This window comes from Sphingobium sp. WR1 (assembly GCF_059693745.1).
Window position 1 is genome coordinate 167687 of the sequence record NZ_JCATID010000005.1, and the last position, 17768, is coordinate 185454.

A 17768-nucleotide genomic window follows, 5' to 3' on the forward strand; every position below is an offset into this window, starting at 1 on the left:
CGGGGGCTTCATTTTGCGCATCAGTCGCATCTGGCCGGAAGATGGCCTGCACCGATATGGTCAAAGGCAGGAACGACCCAACGGGCTGCCCCGCCTCTACCATCCTTGTCAGGCGGCGCCGTCTGCGGCGTGCAATCGCGGTTGCATCAAGTGGATGAAGAACAGCGCCACCAGATAGGCACCACCGCACAGCACGAAGAGTGGCGCATAACCCAGGCCGCTGTCCAGCGACCAGCCCGCCAGTTCGATAATGGCTGTGCCAGTCAGATTGCCGCCGATCGCGCCGAGCGCTATCACCGTGGCAATGCGCCGTGCGGGCACGATTTCCGTCGCCATGCCGAACAGGTTGGTCGAAAAGCCCTGGTGCGCGAACAGCCCCATGCCGATGCACAGAGCCGCAACCCACGGACTGGACACCGCCATAGCGATCGGCATGATGAGCACGGTCAAGGCGAAGGCCAGCATCGCCCCTTTACGCGCCACATTCATAGTAAGGCCGCGATGCAGCAATGCCGGATAGAGCGCACCCGAACAGATGGCGCCGAGCGCTGCAAGCGTGAAGATAATGGCTATAGGCCAACCCAACGCGCCCTGCGCCATGCCGAATTGCCGCGCGAAAAAGTCCGGGGTCCAGAACAGGACGAACCACCAGACGAAATCGGTACAGGCCTTCGCTCCAATGATGGTCCAACTGCGCTTATCAGATAGGATCGCATGCCATTCCACCTTACCGCCGGCCGGAGCGGATGCACCGGCGACCGGCGTCAGCTGTGCGGTATTGATCCGCCACAGGACCAGCCACACCAGCCCGAGGCCGCCCGTCACCAGAAACGCCGCCTTCCAGCCGAAGGCGATGGCAAAGGGTGGAATCAGCAACGGCGTCAGGATCGCACCGATGTTGGGCGCGGTATTGATGATGCCTATGCCGACCGATCGCCTTTCGGTGGGTAGATAGATAGCCGCGGTCTTCATCGCAGCGGGTGTATTGACGGATTCAGCGGTCGCCAGCACGGCGCGGGCGACGACGAACTGCTGCACGCTGGCGGCCAAAGCATGTGCCATGCCGGCGAGGCTCCATAACGCGACCGCGAATCCATAGGCAAAGCGCACACCGAACCGATCCACGAACCAGCCGACGCCAAGCAGCGATGCCGCCGCCGCCAGTTGGAAAACGGAGCCGAGATGGGCGAATTGCTGGTCCGACCATTTAAACTCAGCCTCCAGCATTGGCTTCAGCAAGGCCAGCACCTGCCGATCCACATAGTTAAGCGCGGTCGCAAGAAATATAAGCCCGATCAGCATGTTCTGCGCGCGCGCGGCGCCGGGTTGCGGCGCTTTCATAGGGCGATGCCCCCGCTCGCGTCTGGCGAGCCAGCCCCCATGGTTTCGTGCTCCGTCGTCATCCTTACCTCTCCCCGACCATCCTGGCCGTTTTCGTGCAAAGCTCTTGCCCTGCCGCGTCTGTGCTCATACAGATGGGATATGACACCGTAGGACATACGACAAGCCTTTTGATAAGCGAGAGACGGGCGAGGATGAAGACTATTCATTCCGATCATGCCGGGGACCTGTACGGCGAACTATTCCTAGCCGCGCAGACGGGCACGCCGGCCCCGTCGCGCACCGCCCTGTGGCGCCGGCTTTGGCCTGGGTTCGCCATTTGTGGCATCGCCAGCATCGCGGCCGCCTGGTTGTCCGAACATTATGGCGCGCCGATCATCCTGATGGGCTTGCTGATCGGGCTGGCGCTCAATTTTGTCACAAGCGAGGCCCGGACCCACCCGGGGCTCGACTTCGCCTCAAAGACTTGCTTGCGCTGGGGCATCGTTGTGCTGGGAACGCAGGTCACTGTTGCGCAAATCGGGGAATTGGGGCCGGTGCCTTTCCTCGCCTTGTTCATGGTCATGGCCGCCGCGATGGGCGCGGCGCTCATCGCGGCCCGGCTTGCCGGCCAGTCCATGGCGATCGGTCTGCTTGCAGGCGGCGCGACGGCGATCTGCGGCGCCTCAGCCGCGCTGGCGCTGTACGGCGTGCTGGGCAGCCGCCGCATAAGCCAGGGCCAGTTCGCCCTGACGCTGGTCATCATCTCAGTCGCCAGCGCGCTCGCCATGTCCTTCTACCCGCCACTTGCCGGCGCATTGCATATGGATGACCGACAGGCCGGTTTCCTGATCGGCGCGTCAATCCATGATGTCGCGCAGGCGATAGGTGGCGGCTATGCCTATTCCGACATGGCAGGAAGCTACGCCACGATAGTCAAGCTGACCCGCGTCGCGCTGCTGGCGCCGGTCGTCGCGATCGTGTCGATCATGGTCAGCGACGATGAGGGCAAGGACAGAGGCTGGATTCGCAAGCTGGCGCTGCCCTGGTTCATCACCCTGTTCCTTGCGGTGGTGGCGATCAATTCCCTTGTCATCATTCCCGCGCCGGTTGCCCATGCCAGCCTTATCCTGTCCAAGGCGCTGCTGCTGCTGGCCGTGACCGCGACGGCCATGCGCTCGCGCCTCGACCTCATCATGCAGTTGGGCTGGCGTGCGACCTTGCCCGTGACCGCCGCCACGCTGGCTTCCCTTCTTGTCGCCATGGCGTTTACATGGACGTTGTTGGGAGCCGTCTGATGCCCGAGTTTCTCTATGACATCGCCATCATCGGCGGCGGCGTGAACGGTTGCGGCATCGCCCGCGACGCTGCAGGCCGGGGCGCGAAGGTGCTACTGCTGGAAAAGGGTGATCTGGCGGGCGGCACCTCTTCCGCTTCGACCAAGCTGATCCATGGGGGGTTGCGCTATCTGGAACATTATGAGTTCGGGCTGGTGCGCGAAGCGTTGAGCGAGCGGGAGCAGCTATGGGCCATCGCACCGCATATCATCTGGCCAATGCGTTTCGTGCTGCCTCATGTAAAGGGATTGCGACCGCGCTGGCTATTGCGACTTGGCCTGTTTCTCTACGACCATATTGGCGGGCGCAAGCGTCTGCCTGCCACCCAATCCGTCGATCTACGGCGGCACATTGCGGGCACGCCACTCAAGCCCGGCTTCGGCCCCGCCTTCATCTATTCCGACGGCTGGGTGGACGATGCGCGGCTCGTGGTGCTGAACGCGCGCGACGCGGCCGACCGAGGGGCGACCATTCGCACCCGTTTCCCGGTGGAGGCGCTCGAACGCGTCGGTGACTTCTGGTCCATCCGAAGCGGCGGACAGGTCCTTCATGCCCGCGCGATCGTGAATGCCGCGGGGCCTTCCGTGCTCGACCTGCTGAATGACGCAGGACAGAAGACCGACCGACGTATGCGGCTGGTGCGCGGATCGCATATCGTCGTCCCTCGCCTGTTCGATCACCCCTATGCCTATTTTTTCCAGATTCCCGATGGCCGCATTTTCTTCGCCATTCCCTATCAGGACGATTTCACCCTGATCGGCACGACCGACCGTGACCATCGGGGTCCGCTGAGCGAGGTCCATGCCAGCGCGGAGGAAATCGCCTATCTGTGCGACGCGGCCAACGCCTATTTCGCGCAATCGATCGGCCCGGCCGACGTGGTGTGGACCTATTCCGGCGTCCGGCCGCTGATCGATGACGGATCGGGCAAGCCGGAGGCCGCGACGCGCGGCTACAGCTTTGAACTGGACTGCGATGCGGGAGGGCGAGCGCCGATCCTCTCGATCTTCGGCGGCAAGATCACCACCTATCGCCATCTCGCCAAGGACGCTGTCGACCAACTGAAACCGCATCTGTCCTCCCTGACGGGGAACGATTGGACCGCGCACGCCCCGCTGCCGGGCGGTGATTTCCCGATCGACGGCATTGAGGCGCTGAAAGCAGACCTGGCACGCGATTATCCCTTCCTCGACGCGCCGACAATCAACCGTATCGCCCGCGCTTATGGGACGCGCACGCGGTTGTGGCTGGGCAAGGCGACCGATATGGGTGGATTGGGGCCGCATTTCGGCCATGGCCTGACCGGGGCGGAGGTGGACTATCTGATCGCGCAGGAATGGGCGAGCCAGGCGGATGACATACTCTGGCGGCGCACGAAGCTCGGCCTGCGGCTGAATGCGGCGCAGAAGGAACAACTCAGAACATATATGGGTGAGGTGCAGTGAGCGGCGAATATATATTGGTCCTGGACGAAGGAACCACGTCGAGCCGGGCAATGGTCTACACGCCCGACGGGACCATCCTGCATGTGGCGCAGCAGGAACTGACGCAATATTATCCTCGGCCCGGCCGGGTCGAACATGACGCCGCCGAAATCTGGAGCCGAACGCTCGATTGCGCGCGACAGGCGGTGGATGCCGTGGGCGGGGCCGACCGCATCGTTGCGCTCGGCATCACCAACCAACGGGAAACGGTGGTCGCATGGGATCGGCGGACTGGAGAACCCATAACCCGCGCGATCGTCTGGCAGGACCGGCGCACGGCGTCGCGCTGCGCGGAATTGCGAAAAGCAGGTCATGAAGCGATGCTTCAGGCGCGCACGGGTCTCGTCATCGATCCTTATTTTTCGGGCACCAAGATGCGTTGGGTGCTCGACAATGTGCCCGAAGCAAGGGCGCTGGGCGATCGGCTGGCGCTGGGCACGGTCGAAAGCTGGCTGGTGTGGAAATTGACTGGCGGGCTCCATATCACCGATGCCAGCAACGCCAGCCGCACCCAGTTGCTTGCGCTGGACGGCGCGGATTGGGACGATGAACTGCTGGACCTTTTGGGCGTGCCGCGCGCCGCGCTCCCGACTGTGGTGGATAATCTAGGACGGTTCGGCGCCTGCGATCCCAACCTGTTCGGCGCGGCCATCCCGATCTGCGGCCTTGCCGGCGACCAGCAGTCCGCCGCGATCGGCCAGCATTGCCTGTCGGTCGGCGATACGAAAGCAACGTTCGGCACCGGCGCCTTCATCCTCACCAACATGGGAACAAATCTGCCTTCCTCGTCCCATCGTCTGCTCGGCACCATTCTTTACCAGCAGAGCGGCCGACGGACCTATGCGCTGGAGGGATCCGTCTTCGTGGCGGGCAGCCTCATCAAGTGGCTGCGTGACGAGCTGGGCCTTATCGCCAGCGCCGGGGAAACCGAGGCGCTTGCCCGGTCCGTCCCCGACAATGGCGGCGTCCTGTTCCTGCCTGCGCTCGCAGGGCTGGGCGCGCCCCACTGGCGGCCGGATGCCAAGGGCGTACTGACGGGCCTGACCCTCGGCACGAAACGGGCGCATCTGGTGCGTGCGGCGCTCGAATCCATGACTCACCAATGCCACGACCTGCAATCGGCCTTCGCCGCCGACGGCCCCGCCTGGACGAAGCTACGCATCGACGGCGGCATGAGCGTCAATGACTGGATGGCGCAGGATCTGGCCGATATTCTGGCTTTGCCGGTCGAGCGACCGGCGGATATCGAAACCACCGCACTGGGCGCGGCGATGCTGGCCGGCGTGGGCGCCGGCCTCTACGCCTCTATCGGCGACGCCATGGTGATGGGGAGCAACGTCACGCGCTTCACGCCCTCTATCGATCCCAATTCACGCAAGACCCGCATCGCCTTCTGGCGGGAAGGCCTGCGCCATCAGCTCGAACTAGGGGGTCAATGATGACACAGAACGATCTCCAGTCGATCGGGCCTGGCCATTTCCGTTATGTCATGGGCCATTATCCGACCGGTGTCTGCGTCATCACCGGCCATGACCCCGATGGCGCGCCAGCGGGCATGGTCGTCGGCAGCTTCACTGCGGTATCGCTGACTCCGCCGTTGGTAGCCTTCTTTCCCGATCGCCGTTCGTCCAGCTGGCCGCTGATCAGTCCGTCAGGCCGATTCTGCGTGAATATGCTGGCGGCCGATCAGAGCGAAATATGCGCGCGTTTCGCGGCGAAGGGCGGTAACAAATTTGACGGCATGGCCCATCGGCTGTTGCGCGGGCTTCCATTGATCGACAACGTTATCGCCTCGATGATCTGCGCCATTAGGGATGAAACAGGCGCGGGCGATCATCTAATGGTCATGGGCGCGGTCGAGGAAATGACGGTTCACCGCGACGCACCGCCGCTGCTGTTCCTCAGAGGGCAGTTGCTCGCCGCCGCCTGACCGCCTCAGCAACGGGTTGCGCAGGCGCAGCTCGTGACCAGCGCGACGGCGCGACCAAGTCCATCAGTCGACCCGGAGATGAATACCATCTTGCCTTTGAGAGGCATCGCAGATGTCTCGCTTTCTTCAGGTTCACCCGCCGAGCGCACGACGGCAAGCGATAAGCGCGCGCGCCATATCCGCCCGCGCCGCCACTTCAGCGGATCGGGCCGCGAGCAGGTCGCGATCCGCCTGGAGCACCTCGATCAGGCTGACCTCGCCCGCCTTCCATGCCTGTTCGGCAAGGACGCGGGCGCTCTGCTGGGCGGCGACCTGGCGCGCCAGCACGGCGGCGCGGGCGCGATTCTGGACGAAGGCGGCAAAGCTGGTCTCGACATCCTCGCTCGCGCGCAGCACGGCTTGGGCGTAGGCGGCGAGCGCCTCGCGCTCCGTGCCGCGCGCGCCCGCTACCTGCGCGTCGATGCGGGCAAAGTCGAACAGGCGCCAGCGCAGGCCGGCCGCGGCCTGGATGGCGTTGGCGCCGTCGGTCAGCAGGTTCGAGGCGGCATTGGCCTGGAAGCCGAAAAGAGCGGAGAGCGAGAGACGCGGATAATATTCGGCGAGGGCCTGGCCGATCCGCGCATGAGAGGCCGCCAGCCGCCGCTCGGCCGCGACCAGGTCAGGGCGACGGCGGAGCAGATCGGCCGGGCTACCCGCGCCATCAAAGGTCGACTGGGGAAGCGGCGCGGGCGCGTCGAGCCCGCGCCGGTCGGCCTGGGGCGCAAGGCCGAGCAGTATAGCAAGCCGGTTGAGCTGCGCCTCGATGCCGGCATCGAGCGGGGCGATCGTGGCGCGGGCGGCTTCGGCTCCGGCACTCGCCTGCTCCGTCTCGCGACGGGATGCCTCCCCGGTCTCGCGCTGCTGGGCCACGAGGCGGAGGAGGTAGTCTGCGGCCCCCGTCTGGTCGCGGGCGATGGCGCGCTGCGCCTGGAGCGCGCGGAGCTGGATATAGGCGTCAGCGACCTCGCCGGCGACCGACAGGCGCATCGCCGCGCCGGTCGCCTCCGCCGCCTGGGCCTCATAGACGGCCGCCTCTCGCCCGCGCCTGAGGCCGCCGGCAAGGTCCACCTCCCAGCTCGCGCCGGCCGAGAGATCATATTGGCTGACCCCGCGATCGATGCCGGGAGCGAGGCCGACCAGCTGGCCGAGGCCGCTCTCGGTCGACTGGCGCGCGCGCGCGGCGCTCCCCTCGACCGAACCGCCGGGGAGCAGCGCCGCGCCGGCACCGCGCAGGGCCGCCCGCGCCTGGTCGATCCGGGCCATCGCCTGCGCGATGTCGAGATTCTGCGCGAGCGCCGTCTCGACCAAGCGGTCGAGCGTGGCATCACCAAAACTTCGCCACCATTTCCCCTCCGCGCCTGGCGGCGCGGAGGGGGGGCCGCGCCATTGCGGGGCGACCGCTATCGAGGGGGCGCGATAGTCGGTGCCTGCCGCACAGGCGGCGAGCGGCAGCAGGAGGATGGACGCGAGGACGGGCTTCATGCCGGCTTCTCCTGGTCACGGCCGGCGAGCAGCAGATACATGACCGGCGTGGCGATACGGGACAGGATGGTGGAGGAGACGAGGCCGCCGATGATGGCGATCGCAAGCGGCGAATAGAGGCCCGAGCCCTCGATCGCGAGCGGCAGCAGCCCGCCGATCGCCGTCACCGAAGTGAGCAGAACGGGAAGGAAGCGCACCTCGCCCGCGCGTTCGATCGCTTCGCGCAACGCCAGCCCCTCGGCGCGAAGCTGGTCGGTGAAGTCGACGAGCAGGATCGAGTTCTTGATCTCGATCCCGATCAGGGCGACCAGACCGATCGTTGCGGTGAAGGACAGCGAATAGCCGGTGAGCCAGAGTGCCGTCACCGCGCCGAACAGGCCGAGCGGGATGATTCCGGCGACCACCGCGACGGTGCGGAAGCGGCCGAATTCGAGCACCAGCACAGCGAGGATGCCCAGCACGGCGATCAGGATGGCGGCGCCCAGACCGGCGAAGCTGCGCGACTGCGCCTCTGCCTCGCCGCCCAGCGACAGGTGGTAGCCCGGCGGCAGCGCAAGCGCCTGTGAAATGCGAGCGAAACCGTCCTGCGTCACGCGCGAGGTGAGGAAACCGGGACGGACATAAGCGGTGACGGTGACGGTGCGATCGCGGTTCAGCCGGTCGATCCGTGCGGGACCGCCTTCCGGCTTCGGCGCGGCGATGGCGGAGAGCGGCACGGCGTCGCCGCCCCGCGCCGGAGCATAGATGCGGTCGAGCGCCGAAAGCTCGTTGCGCGCGCCCATGGCGAGGCGCACCGTCACCGGATAGTCGTCGCCATCGGTATCGCGGAAGCGCGCGGTGGACTCGCCGCTCAGCGCCAGCCGGGTGATCCGGCGCGCGTCGCCCGCCGCCACACCGAGCGCCGCCGCCTTGTCCTCGTCGATGCCGAGCGCCAAGTCGGTGCGGTCGAGCCGTAGTGGATTGCCGACGTCGCGCGTGCCGGGTGTAGCGGTGAGCACCGCTTCGGCCCTACGGGCAAGCGCCTTGAGCATGGCGAGGTCCGGGCCGCTGATGCGGATCGCGACCGGCGCCTCGGTCTGCGCGCCCTGCTCGAAGACATGGACGCTGATCTTCGCGCCCGGCCAGGCGGCGAACTCGCGGCGCATCCGTTCGATCTGCGCGTCGCTTTTCCCAGGGCGCCAGGTGGAAAAGGCGGCCGCCACTTCGCCAAAATCAGGTGCGGGTTCCTCCTGCGCGACATTGTAGTAGAGTTGCGGATTGCCACGCCCACTGTTGGCCGCATACCAGGCGATGCCGGGCTCGCGCGCGAGCCGACGTTCGACATGGCGGACGGCACGATCCGTGGCGGCGAGCGCCGTACCTTCGGGCGTCTCCACCCGCACTAGGAACTGCGGCGTCTCGGCGGGGGGGAAGAGGCTGCTTCCGATCGCGCCGAGCAGCGGCACGGTGAGCAGGCAGAGCGCGAGGATGACCGCCAGCGCCCGCCACGGCCGCGCAAGCCCCACATGAAGCACCGGACGGTAGAGGCGGTGGATCGCGCCGTTGATCGCCTGAAGCAGCCGGTTGCCTCCTGGATCCTCATGGCGCGAGAGCAGCCGGCTCGCGACGAAGGGGATGACCGTCATTGACACGACGAAAGAGGCGGCGACCGTCGCCAGCACCGCGACGGGCAGGGAGCGGATGAACGCGCCTGACCCTTCCGGCAGCATCATCAGCGGCAGGAAAGCGAGCATCAGGCAACCCGTACAGCCGATCACGGCCAGCGCGATCTGGCCGGTGCCCTGGAGCGCGGCCGTGGTCCGGTCCTCACCCTCGCGCAGGCGGCGTGCGATATTCTCGGTGACGACGATCGAATCGTCGACAAGCAGGCCGAGCGAGAGCACGAAGCCGGCGATCGAAAGCTGGTTCAGGCTGAAGCCAAGTGCATGGATCAGCGCCAGCCCCATCAGAAGCGAAAGAGGTATCGAGACCATCACCACGCCCGCAGCGCGCCAGCCGAGCGGCAGCAGCGTCACCGAGACGATCAGTAGCGCCAGCACGAAATCGCGCGTCAGCCCGCCAAGCCGATGGCTGACATTGTCTGCCTGGAAAAAGGCGCGCTCGAGTTTCACACCGGCGGGCAGCGTCTTTTCGAAGGCGTCGAGCGTCGTGCGCAGGTCGCGGGTGATGGCGGTGACGTCGGCGCCTTCCTTCTGGTTGGCGGAGACGAGCACGGCCCGTTTTCCGCCGAAGCGGGTGATATGCTCGGCCTCGGCGGTTTCCCAGGAGACCGTGGCGATATCGCGGACATGGACGATGCGGCCGTCGATGCTCGCGACAGGCACAGCCTCGACCGCAGCTATGCTGCCGAAGGCGCCAGCCTGACGCACCGTCAGCCGCCGGTCACCGGCATGGACCGCGCCGACCGGCGCCTCCGCCCCCGCGCGGGCCAGCGCATCGGCGACGGCGCTCGCCGGCAGACGAAGCTCGGCGAGGCGGCCGAGATCGAGCGCCACACGCATCTCCGACTGGGGCGCCCCCCAATAGCGGGCATCGCGCACGCCGGGCACGCGCTGGATCGCCTCGCGGAGCCGGTCGGCGACCTTCTCCAACCGGCGCATCGGCAAATGTTCGCTCACCAGCGCGACCTCCATGATCGAGACCTCGATCGTGCGTGCGCGCAGCACGTCCATCCGGGTGACGCCGGCGGGCAAGCGGGCGCGCAGTGCGTTCACCTCGCGCACCACCTCGTCATATTTGCGATCGGGATTGGTGCCCCAGGTGAACTGGACGCGCACCTGGGCGGCGCCGTCAGCGCTGGTCGAACGAACCTCCTCGACATCATCGAGCGCGTCGAGCGCATCCTCGATCGGCTTGGAGACGAGCTGCTCCATCTCGGCCGGTGTGGCGCCGGGCATGACCGTGCGCACGGTCATGAAGGGCGACGGGAATTGCGGGTCCTCGGTGCGCGGGATCGCCGAAAAGGCGTTGAGCCCAAGCAGGGCGAACAGCGCGACCAGCACCAGTGTGAACTGCCAACGGATGATGAAGAAGGCGACGGGATTGAAGCGCATCAGCGGGCGCTTCCGATGACGCGCACGCGCTGGCCGTCGGCGGCAAAGCCGGCGCCCGAAGTGATGACCCGCGCCCCGGCGGGCAGGCCCGCGACCAGCGCGTCCTCACCCGAGAAGCCGAGGAAGCGGACAATGCGCCGCCGCCCGCGCTGCGCGTGGACATCGAGCAGGAACAGCGCGGCGAGGCCGTTTTTCGCCTCCAGCACCGCCTCGGCGGGAACGGCGGTGATATCCGGCGCGCCTGCGGCGGCGCTGGCGATCTCGACGGTTCCGGTCATGCCGCTCACCAGGCCGCTCGGGTCGCCAAGACGAACCTCGACCTGGACGGTGCCGGTGCGGGGATCGACGCTGGCGCCGACCCGGCTCACCACGCCGGGCACGTCGGAGCGGCCGGCGACCGACAGCCGGGCAGCCGCGCCGGCGCGCACGCGGCCGATCGCGTTCTCAGGCACCGGGATGCGCACCAGCAGGGGGCTATCCACGTCGGCGAGGCGGAGCACGGCCTGACCGGCCGAGACGGTTTCGCCTGCCTGCGCGATGCGCTCCAGCACGATACCGGATGCGGGTGCGGAGAGCGTCGCGGAAGCGCGATTGAACGCTGCCGCCCGCAGTGCCGCGCGCGCCTGGTCGAGGGCAGTCCGCCCGTCCTCATAGCGGGCATGAGCCACGGCGCCGGTCTCGTTGAGCGTGGCATAGCGCGCCAGCGCCCGTTCCGCCCGTTCGACGTCGCCCTGCCCCTGCGCCACGCGCGCTGCGAGGTCGGTCGCGTCGAGCTGCGCAAGCGCCTGGCCGCGCGACACCTGATCGCCAATATCGGCGTCCAGCCGCGCGAGCGTGCCCGGCACACGGAAGGCGAGCGTCATCTCACGCGCGTGCGCGATCCGGCCCACCGCCGAAACGCTACCCGAAGCCTCACCCCCACGCGCCGTAACGACCTCGACCGGCAGTGGATCGGGCTCCTTACTTTGGGGCTGGGCAGCGCCGCAGCCCGCGAGCAGCGCGGTCACGGCAAGCGCCGGCAGCAGGCGTTGGGTATGGGCAGGGATCATCGGGGTTGTCGTTCCTCGGAATTGGCATCGAAGCACAGGCAGGTGGCGAACCAGCCGATGCCGCAGGCGATGAGCACGAGGCCGGCAAGGGCCAGCATGACGCGCTTCCACCAGCACATCGGCCGATTCCGGCCCTAGAAGCGGTAGGACAGCGCCAGCCCGCCGATCGCCTGGTGCCGCGAGCCTTCGTCACGGACGATAGGGCTGTCGGCAGCGTCCCCGGCCAGATAGGACCAGCCAATCCGGCCAATCAGACCCCAGCGCCGGTTGAATTGGTAACCGATGGTTGCTCCCGCACCCAGGTCGCGCAGCGCGGCGCCGGGGCGGTAGGCATCGAGGGTCGTGCGCGCAGCCTCGGCATCGGTCACGCCAAAATAGGTCCGCGTATATTTGGCATCGCCCCAGGTCGCGCTGGTGTCGAACGACAGCGACAGGCTTTGCGAGCGCACCGCCACATAGGCGGCGCTGGCGGAAACCAGCACACCGTCATGCGCGCCGGAGACGTCGGCGAGCGCGGTCAGGTCGAGCTGTACCTGGCCCTGCCCCGCCGCATTACCGCCGAGCCGCAGTCCAACGAAGCCGCCCAGCTCGACCGCGGTGTCGATGGTGTCAAGCAGCGCGATCTGCCCCTTGGCATCGTTATCGCGGCCGAGTCGAAGGTTGGCGACGGGGCCGGCCGCGATCATATCGTGCGACACGATGTCGACGCGCAGGCGCGAGCCTTGGAAGTCGACCGAAACGTCGCCGTTGCGGACAGTACCGATCACCAGCGGGATCAGGCGATAGTCGTCCGCCCCGTCATAACGCGGCGCAGCGCCAGGGCCGATCGCCACGAAGCCTGACCAGCCTTCTTCGTCAGGAGCTTCCTCCTCGGCTGCGGTTTGCGCGAAGGCGGTCGTGGGGGATGCCAGAAAGGCAAGGGTGAGCAGCAGCGACGAGGGCATGATCTTCTTGAGCATGGGCAACTCCCGGTGAGTTGAAGGAAACGCCCTTGCGCTAAGCGGAGCCGGCGACACGGTGCGACCCGAACTGCGCGGTTGCGTCGAATCGCTTCGTAATTTACGCCGTAAATGCGCCACTCTGGAGCATTAGCATGCGTGACTTCGCGATTTCGCCAATTCCCGCCAGGGTCGAGAAGCTGTGGGCGGAGATCGGCTTGGCTGTGGGGCTCGGTCTCGTTCTCGCGGCCATGGGTCCGTTCAGGACCTATGAAGGCGAGCCGCTTCAGCGCATCGGATTCTGGATCGGACTCTCGGCGGCCTGGTTCGTGCTCGCCATGGCGGTCGACCTGCTGATCGATCACAGCCCGCTGCCAGACCGTCTCGATGCCCCTCGCCGGCTTGTGATCAAGGTGATGCTGGCCGCGTTCCCGATGCTATTGTTCGTTGCGCCGGCCACGCAAGCGCTGTTCGGTTGGGCGCCGGGCTTGCACAAGCTCCTATGCCTCTATCCCAAGACCCTGTTGATCGGTGCTGGGCTGACGCTCGTCTCGGCAGCCCTGCTCAGCCGGCCCGCGCACCTGCCGGGTCGCGATGAGCCCGCGTCGTCGGACGTGGGAGTCGACGACGCAGCGCCCTTGGAAAGGGCGCCTTCGACGATCGAGCCAAATCCGGGCCAGGAAGACAATGCCGACGCATGTCCCCTGCAAAGCCGGCTCCCGCCTCATTTGCGCGGGCCGATCCTGTGCCTGCAGACCGAAGATCATTATGTGCGGATCCATACCGAGAAAGGGTCGACCCTCGTGCTGATGCGGATGCGCGACGCCGTGGAGGCTATGAATGGAAGCCGTGGGCTTCGCGTCCACCGATCCTGGTGGGTGTCCCTTGCGGCCATTAAGGTGAGCGAGCGAAGCGGTCGCACGTTGATCCTGGAACTGGTGAACGGCCTCGTGGTGCCAGTCTCCCAGCCTTACGCCGCAACCGTGCGCGAAAGCTTCAGTCCCTCGTGAAACGACAGCAAGATCGTCCGGCCAAAATGCAAACGCTCTGGGTCGCCGGGGCCGGTCATGAAGAAGCGCGCGCCATGCTGCGTCGCGCGGCCTTTGAGCTCATCCGGCGAGACGGCGCCCGAAATCTGTCGATGCGCGGTCTCGCAACTTCGCTCGGCATCAGTGCGATGACGGCTTATCGATATTATGTCGACAAGGAAGAGCTTTTTCGAGATCTCAAGCATGAGATCGCCGCAAAATTCGCGGCTGCATTGAAGGCCGGATCCGACGCTGCCTCGACCCCGATGGAACAGCTCCGTTGCATGGCGATCGCTTATCTCGAATATGCGTTGGAGCATGAGGAAGACTATCGGCTGTTGTTTGATGAATGGCTGGGCGAGATCGACCGCACCTCAGCTCTTCCGCCAGCAGACGCCCCCGGATGGGATCTGCTCATCTCGCTCGTGAAGCGGCTGAATCCCCGCTGCGACGAAAAGGCAGTCGTGCGGACCGCCCATTTGCTCTGGTCGACCGTGCATGGGCTTGTCATGCTACATCTTGCAGGGCGGGCGCGTCTCGATCCGCCGGTCTCTCACACCGTCAATCCCTATCTGGATATGCTGCTTTCTACCGTCGGGACCGCGACGGGTTAGTCGCACGCAGTTGATTGCGACTAGTCGGCCACCGGCGCGGGTCGATGCCGCCGAACCGATCGATATCGCCCTCTTTATCTTCGGTGTAACGTCACTCTTCGGATAAGGCCGAACACCGCTGGTTTCGCCGCGATCACCGTTCCTTGGCACGGCGGACGAATCACTGCCCGGGACGTACGACGGCGGACGAATCACTGCCCGGGACGTACGGTGGAATCTCGATGAACATATGGACGTGGTGCGCCTGAGCCCAACAGGCGCGACAAACCATCCCATTCATCCACAGGGCCTTCCCTTCTGCCCTATACACGCCAATTCCCGGGCCTTGCTGTCAAGCCCGCGTCTCATTTGCCCGAATAAGTCAGAATGATCGCCGTATGATCCGCCTCCTTGGTGATCGCGATCGCGGCCTTCCGCCCCGCTCCGATGGCCGACATCATGCCTGTGCCTCCCGACAGAAAGTCCGACGTCTTGCGCAGGCCGGCGGCCGCAAATCTGTCCCGGTAAAAGACCATGACGGCGTCGGCGGCGTCCGAGGTCGTCAACCGCACCTCATGGCTTCCACCCTCGGTGGCGGCCGGGACTACAGCGGCAAGCGTTGAACCCGGATAGCGGGGAGCGAATTCGGGCAGGGCGATATCACGCGGCGGTGGCGACGCAGCACCGGTGGCGGCTGGTGCCGGATGGAGCGCCTCGGCGGTATTCGCCCCAAGGTCGGGTGCAGCCTCGCCACCGGTAGATTCGTTACGCGGCTCCGAACCGCACGTCGCCAGAAGCATCAGGACCGGGAGAATGAGGACACGCATGGAGACTCTCCTTCCATCCGGTCCAGGCTACCCCAAACCCGCCTGCCGACGCAAAGGCCATGGCCAGTCCCGTTCGCCAGAGCGCGCCGCCGTTGGATCGATGGTTGAGGCCGTTACGGCTCTTAGAACTTCACGCCCAGCCGCGCATAATAGAAACCTCCGCTCAGGCCAAAGGGCGCAAAATTGCCGTAGAGGCCGGAGCCGGTATTCGCCTGGATGACGCCGATGGCATCGGGATAGATGTCGAAAAGATTGTTCGCGCCCATGGCTACATTGATGATCGACGTCAGTTGCGCCGAAATATCCAGGTCAGTCACCCATTTGGGACCGAAGGTGCGGTCATCCGCGGTAGAGGTCTGGCTGGTCCCGGTTTCCGTATATTTGCCGAAGCGCGTGACGCGCAGCAGGCTACGAACCGGACCGATCGTCCATTCACTACTCAGCACCAACTTGTCGCGGGGCGTTGCGCTAGTCAGGTCCGCACGCGCCTGTCGGCCGAACAATATGGTGTTTGACAGGTTGCCGGGATTGTCCGCCACCCTCAGCAGCCTGGTCTTGTTGTAGCTATAGGCGGCATTGAGCTTGAAATCGCCAAGCGAGCCGGTACGCAGCATATATTCCGCCACCGCATCGATACCGCGCGTGCGGGTGTCGACGCCGTTGATGAAGAATTGCGCGCTACTGATGCCCGGCACACCGCGCGCGGCGAGGATGGCGGTCACTTCGGGACTGGCGAGAATTGCCCTGGCTTCCGCGCTGTTGAGGATTTCGGTTTTCACGATCCGGTCCTTGATGCGAATCTGATAGCCATCGATGGTCAGGCGGAACGGGCCGCTTTCAAAGGTCGCGCCCGCCGTGAAGTTCAACGACTTTTCCGGCGTCAGCGGTTTGGCGCCGAAATAGCCGGCGATCGGATCGTTGGGCGCCAGGAACTTGACCAGTTGCGGCACGCGATCGCCATCGATGGTGATGCTGGTGTTCTGTGAGGTCGAGAAGCCCTGCTGTGCCAGCGACGGCGCGCGAAAGCCGGTGTTCACGCCGCCGCGCAGGGCGAAGCCGGATGCGATCTCGTAACGGGTGGAGAATTTGCCGCTGACCGTATTGCCCGAACTGTCGGTATAATGTTCGGCCCGGCCGGCAATACCGACGAACCATGCCCTGGTGATGTGGACACCGATATCGACAGACGCAGCGACATTGTTGCGGGTGAGGACGAAGGCATCGGCCGGCGTCGTGCCGGTGAAGGAGACGAGGCTGGCTGCCGGGCGCTGGCCGCCAAAGGCCAGTTCGAAGGGCGTCGCGCCGGTCGGGATCACATAGCCGCCATCGCGATAGCTGTCCGGCTCGCCCGCCTTGTTCTGAAACCGCTCCCACCGATGCTCCAGCCCGAAGGCCAGGGTCAGCGGCTCAGCCAGACCCAGGTCGAAGGCGCGGCTGAAATCGGCATTATTGACCCAGAGGCTGGCAATCTGTTTACCCATGAAGAAGCTGGTCTTGCTGCCCGGCCCCAGCGACGGGTTGAGCGTGTCGACCGCGCCCAGCTTCGCATCGTCCCGGCCAAAGCTGCTGCTGAAATCGGCGTCGAGGCCGGCCAGACTGGTGCGCACCCCGGTCGTGACCTGGAAGTCGGTTTCCCAGATGCGGCGTTTCGCCAGAAAGCCGTTGGGATAGATTTCGGGCAGCGCGTTGATGTTGTTCGCGTTGAACTGTCCGCGGCCGTCCTTGATGTCGCGGTAGCTGAGCGTCGAGAAGCTGTAGAGCGTTGTGGCGTCGCTGACCGGCAGTTCGGCATTATAGGAGCCGTTGACGATGTAGTCGCGATTGGTGCGACCATAATTGCCGGCGCGATTGCGATCGATCGTCGCTTCGGGCGGATCGCGCGAGCCGTCCGCCAGGCGGGGATAGAGATCGACGGAGGCCGCGACGATCGCGCCGGACGGATCGGCGCGGTCGTGAAACTTGCCTTCCACCGCAAAGCGGACGAAACCGCCATCCGCGCCCAGGCGGGTGCCGTAGCTGACCGATTGCTGGATTAGCTCCCCGCCCTTCTCATAGTGGCTGCCGGCAGTGGCGGCGAACTCGCCACCTTCGGGCGAGGCATCGAGGATGAAATTGATCACGCCCGATATCGCGTCCGAACCATATTGGGCAGCGGCGCCATCGCGCAGCACCTCCACCCGGCCGACGGCATTGGTGGCGAGCAGGTCGATATCCACCGGGGTGCTGCCGCCCGACACGCGGGAGAGATTGTTGATGAGCGAGGTCGTGTGCCGCCGCTTGCCATTGACCAGCACCAGCACATAGTCGCCGCTCAGCCCACGGATGGAGATCGGCTTGGCGCCCGAGGAAGTGCCGCCGCCGCCCAACGCCGGAACGGTGAGCGAAGGGACGATATTGCCCAATATATCCTTCAGGCCGACGCGGCCGGTCGCCTGCAGTTCGCGTGTATCGATGACGTCGATCGGGACTGGGCTGTCGGCCACGGTGCGGGGACGCGCGCCACGCACACCCGTCACGACGATGGCCCCACCCTCGGCGATTGCGTCATCGGGCGCGGCCGGCTCTACCTTATCGACCGCATGGGCGCTGCAGGCGAGCGCGACGACGAGAGAGACGGTAGAAACCGTGTGCTTCAGCAGAGGCAATAGGATCATCTTCATTCCCTGAGACGTGTATTTTCAGGGATGA

The 17768-nt window shown here is 65.7% G+C and carries 14 protein-coding genes; 6 read left to right on the forward strand and 8 right to left on the reverse strand.

Going from position 1 to position 17768, the window contains the following annotated elements:
* Positions 1-108: 108 nt before the first annotated feature.
* Positions 109-1341 (reverse strand): MFS transporter, encoded by a 1233-nt coding sequence (locus tag AC58EF_RS08775; protein ID WP_497275669.1) that lies wholly within the window; start codon positions 1339-1341, stop codon positions 109-111.
* A 194-nt stretch (positions 1342-1535) separates the two neighbouring features.
* Between AC58EF_RS08775 and AC58EF_RS08780 the strand changes: the two genes are divergently transcribed.
* From AC58EF_RS08780 to AC58EF_RS08795, 4 genes are read left to right on the forward strand one after another with little or no spacing between them, the layout of a single operon-like run.
* Positions 1536-2618: a YeiH family protein gene (locus AC58EF_RS08780; RefSeq protein WP_497275671.1), complete on the forward strand. Its 1083-nt coding sequence runs from the start codon at positions 1536-1538 to the stop codon at positions 2616-2618.
* Complete coding sequence (locus tag AC58EF_RS08785; protein WP_497275673.1) at positions 2618-4102, forward strand: glycerol-3-phosphate dehydrogenase; 1485 nt, start codon at positions 2618-2620, stop codon at positions 4100-4102. The genes AC58EF_RS08780 and AC58EF_RS08785 overlap by 1 nt, the downstream gene beginning before the upstream one ends.
* Positions 4099-5580, forward strand: coding sequence for a glycerol kinase (locus tag AC58EF_RS08790; RefSeq protein ID WP_497275675.1), 1482 nt, complete (start codon positions 4099-4101; stop codon positions 5578-5580). The genes AC58EF_RS08785 and AC58EF_RS08790 overlap by 4 nt, the downstream gene beginning before the upstream one ends.
* Complete coding sequence (locus tag AC58EF_RS08795) at positions 5580-6071, forward strand: flavin reductase family protein (protein ID WP_497275676.1); 492 nt, start codon at positions 5580-5582, stop codon at positions 6069-6071. Before AC58EF_RS08790 ends, AC58EF_RS08795 begins: the two co-directional genes overlap by 1 nt.
* 132 nt (positions 6072-6203) lie before the next feature.
* On the opposite strand, the gene AC58EF_RS08800 is transcribed toward AC58EF_RS08795, so the two are convergent.
* The 4 genes from AC58EF_RS08800 to AC58EF_RS08815 form a co-directional block, all read right to left on the reverse strand.
* Complete coding sequence (locus AC58EF_RS08800) at positions 6204-7592, reverse strand: efflux transporter outer membrane subunit (protein WP_497275678.1); 1389 nt, start codon at positions 7590-7592, stop codon at positions 6204-6206.
* Positions 7589-10645: an efflux RND transporter permease subunit gene (locus AC58EF_RS08805; protein WP_497275679.1), complete on the reverse strand. Its 3057-nt coding sequence runs from the start codon at positions 10643-10645 to the stop codon at positions 7589-7591. The genes AC58EF_RS08800 and AC58EF_RS08805 overlap by 4 nt, the downstream gene beginning before the upstream one ends.
* Positions 10645-11694: an efflux RND transporter periplasmic adaptor subunit gene (locus tag AC58EF_RS08810; protein ID WP_497275681.1), complete on the reverse strand. Its 1050-nt coding sequence runs from the start codon at positions 11692-11694 to the stop codon at positions 10645-10647. Before AC58EF_RS08810 ends, AC58EF_RS08805 begins: the two co-directional genes overlap by 1 nt.
* A 134-nt stretch (positions 11695-11828) precedes the next feature.
* Positions 11829-12653, reverse strand: a complete 825-nt coding sequence (locus AC58EF_RS08815; protein WP_497275682.1) for a MipA/OmpV family protein — start codon at positions 12651-12653, stop codon at positions 11829-11831.
* A gap of 134 nt (positions 12654-12787) precedes the next feature.
* On the opposite strand from AC58EF_RS08815, the gene AC58EF_RS08820 reads away from it, so the two are divergent.
* Entirely contained in the window at positions 12788-13642 is an 855-nt protein-coding gene (locus tag AC58EF_RS08820) for a LytTR family DNA-binding domain-containing protein (RefSeq protein ID WP_497275684.1), read from the forward strand.
* Here AC58EF_RS08820 and AC58EF_RS08825 read toward each other — a convergent pair.
* Positions 13603-13866, reverse strand: coding sequence for a hypothetical protein (locus AC58EF_RS08825; RefSeq protein WP_497275854.1), 264 nt, complete (start codon positions 13864-13866; stop codon positions 13603-13605). The genes AC58EF_RS08820 and AC58EF_RS08825 overlap by 40 nt on opposite strands.
* Between AC58EF_RS08825 and AC58EF_RS08830 the strand changes: the two genes are divergently transcribed.
* Entirely contained in the window at positions 13774-14274 is a 501-nt protein-coding gene (locus AC58EF_RS08830) for a TetR-like C-terminal domain-containing protein (protein ID WP_497275848.1), read from the forward strand. The two genes, AC58EF_RS08825 and AC58EF_RS08830, sit on opposite strands and share 93 nt — an antisense overlap.
* A gap of 344 nt (positions 14275-14618) precedes the next feature.
* Here the strand turns inward: AC58EF_RS08830 and AC58EF_RS08835 are convergent, their stop codons facing one another.
* Together AC58EF_RS08835 and AC58EF_RS08840 are read right to left on the reverse strand one after the other, a co-directional pair.
* Positions 14619-15080 carry a hypothetical protein gene (locus AC58EF_RS08835; protein WP_497275685.1) on the reverse strand — a complete coding sequence of 154 codons (462 nt, stop codon included), beginning with the start codon at positions 15078-15080 and terminating at the stop codon, positions 14619-14621.
* 122 nt (positions 15081-15202) lie between these two features.
* Positions 15203-17734 (reverse strand): TonB-dependent receptor plug domain-containing protein, encoded by a 2532-nt coding sequence (locus tag AC58EF_RS08840; protein WP_497275687.1) that lies wholly within the window; start codon positions 17732-17734, stop codon positions 15203-15205.
* Between the last annotated feature and the right edge of the window lie 34 nt (positions 17735-17768).

Bases quoted from the DNA above. Each gene is read 5' to 3' on its own strand.
- AC58EF_RS08775 (WP_497275669.1), bottom strand. From the start codon at position 1,341: ATGAAAGCGCCGCAACCCGGCGCCGCGCGCGCGCAGAACATGCTGATC.
- AC58EF_RS08780 (WP_497275671.1), top strand. From the start codon at position 1,536: ATGAAGACTATTCATTCCGATCATGCCGGGGACCTGTACGGCGAACTA.
- AC58EF_RS08785 (WP_497275673.1), top strand. From the start codon at position 2,618: ATGCCCGAGTTTCTCTATGACATCGCCATCATCGGCGGCGGCGTGAAC.
- AC58EF_RS08795 (WP_497275676.1), top strand. From the start codon at position 5,580: ATGACACAGAACGATCTCCAGTCGATCGGGCCTGGCCATTTCCGTTAT.
- AC58EF_RS08800 (WP_497275678.1), bottom strand. From the start codon at position 7,592: ATGAAGCCCGTCCTCGCGTCCATCCTCCTGCTGCCGCTCGCCGCCTGT.
- AC58EF_RS08805 (WP_497275679.1), bottom strand. From the start codon at position 10,645: ATGCGCTTCAATCCCGTCGCCTTCTTCATCATCCGTTGGCAGTTCACA.
- AC58EF_RS08810 (WP_497275681.1), bottom strand. From the start codon at position 11,694: ATGATCCCTGCCCATACCCAACGCCTGCTGCCGGCGCTTGCCGTGACC.
- AC58EF_RS08815 (WP_497275682.1), bottom strand. From the start codon at position 12,653: ATGCTCAAGAAGATCATGCCCTCGTCGCTGCTGCTCACCCTTGCCTTT.
- AC58EF_RS08820 (WP_497275684.1), top strand. From the start codon at position 12,788: ATGCGTGACTTCGCGATTTCGCCAATTCCCGCCAGGGTCGAGAAGCTG.
- AC58EF_RS08830 (WP_497275848.1), top strand. From the start codon at position 13,774: ATGCGCGGTCTCGCAACTTCGCTCGGCATCAGTGCGATGACGGCTTAT.
- AC58EF_RS08825 (WP_497275854.1), bottom strand. From the start codon at position 13,866: ATGCTTGAGATCTCGAAAAAGCTCTTCCTTGTCGACATAATATCGATA.
- AC58EF_RS08835 (WP_497275685.1), bottom strand. From the start codon at position 15,080: ATGCGTGTCCTCATTCTCCCGGTCCTGATGCTTCTGGCGACGTGCGGT.
- AC58EF_RS08840 (WP_497275687.1), bottom strand. From the start codon at position 17,734: ATGATCCTATTGCCTCTGCTGAAGCACACGGTTTCTACCGTCTCTCTC.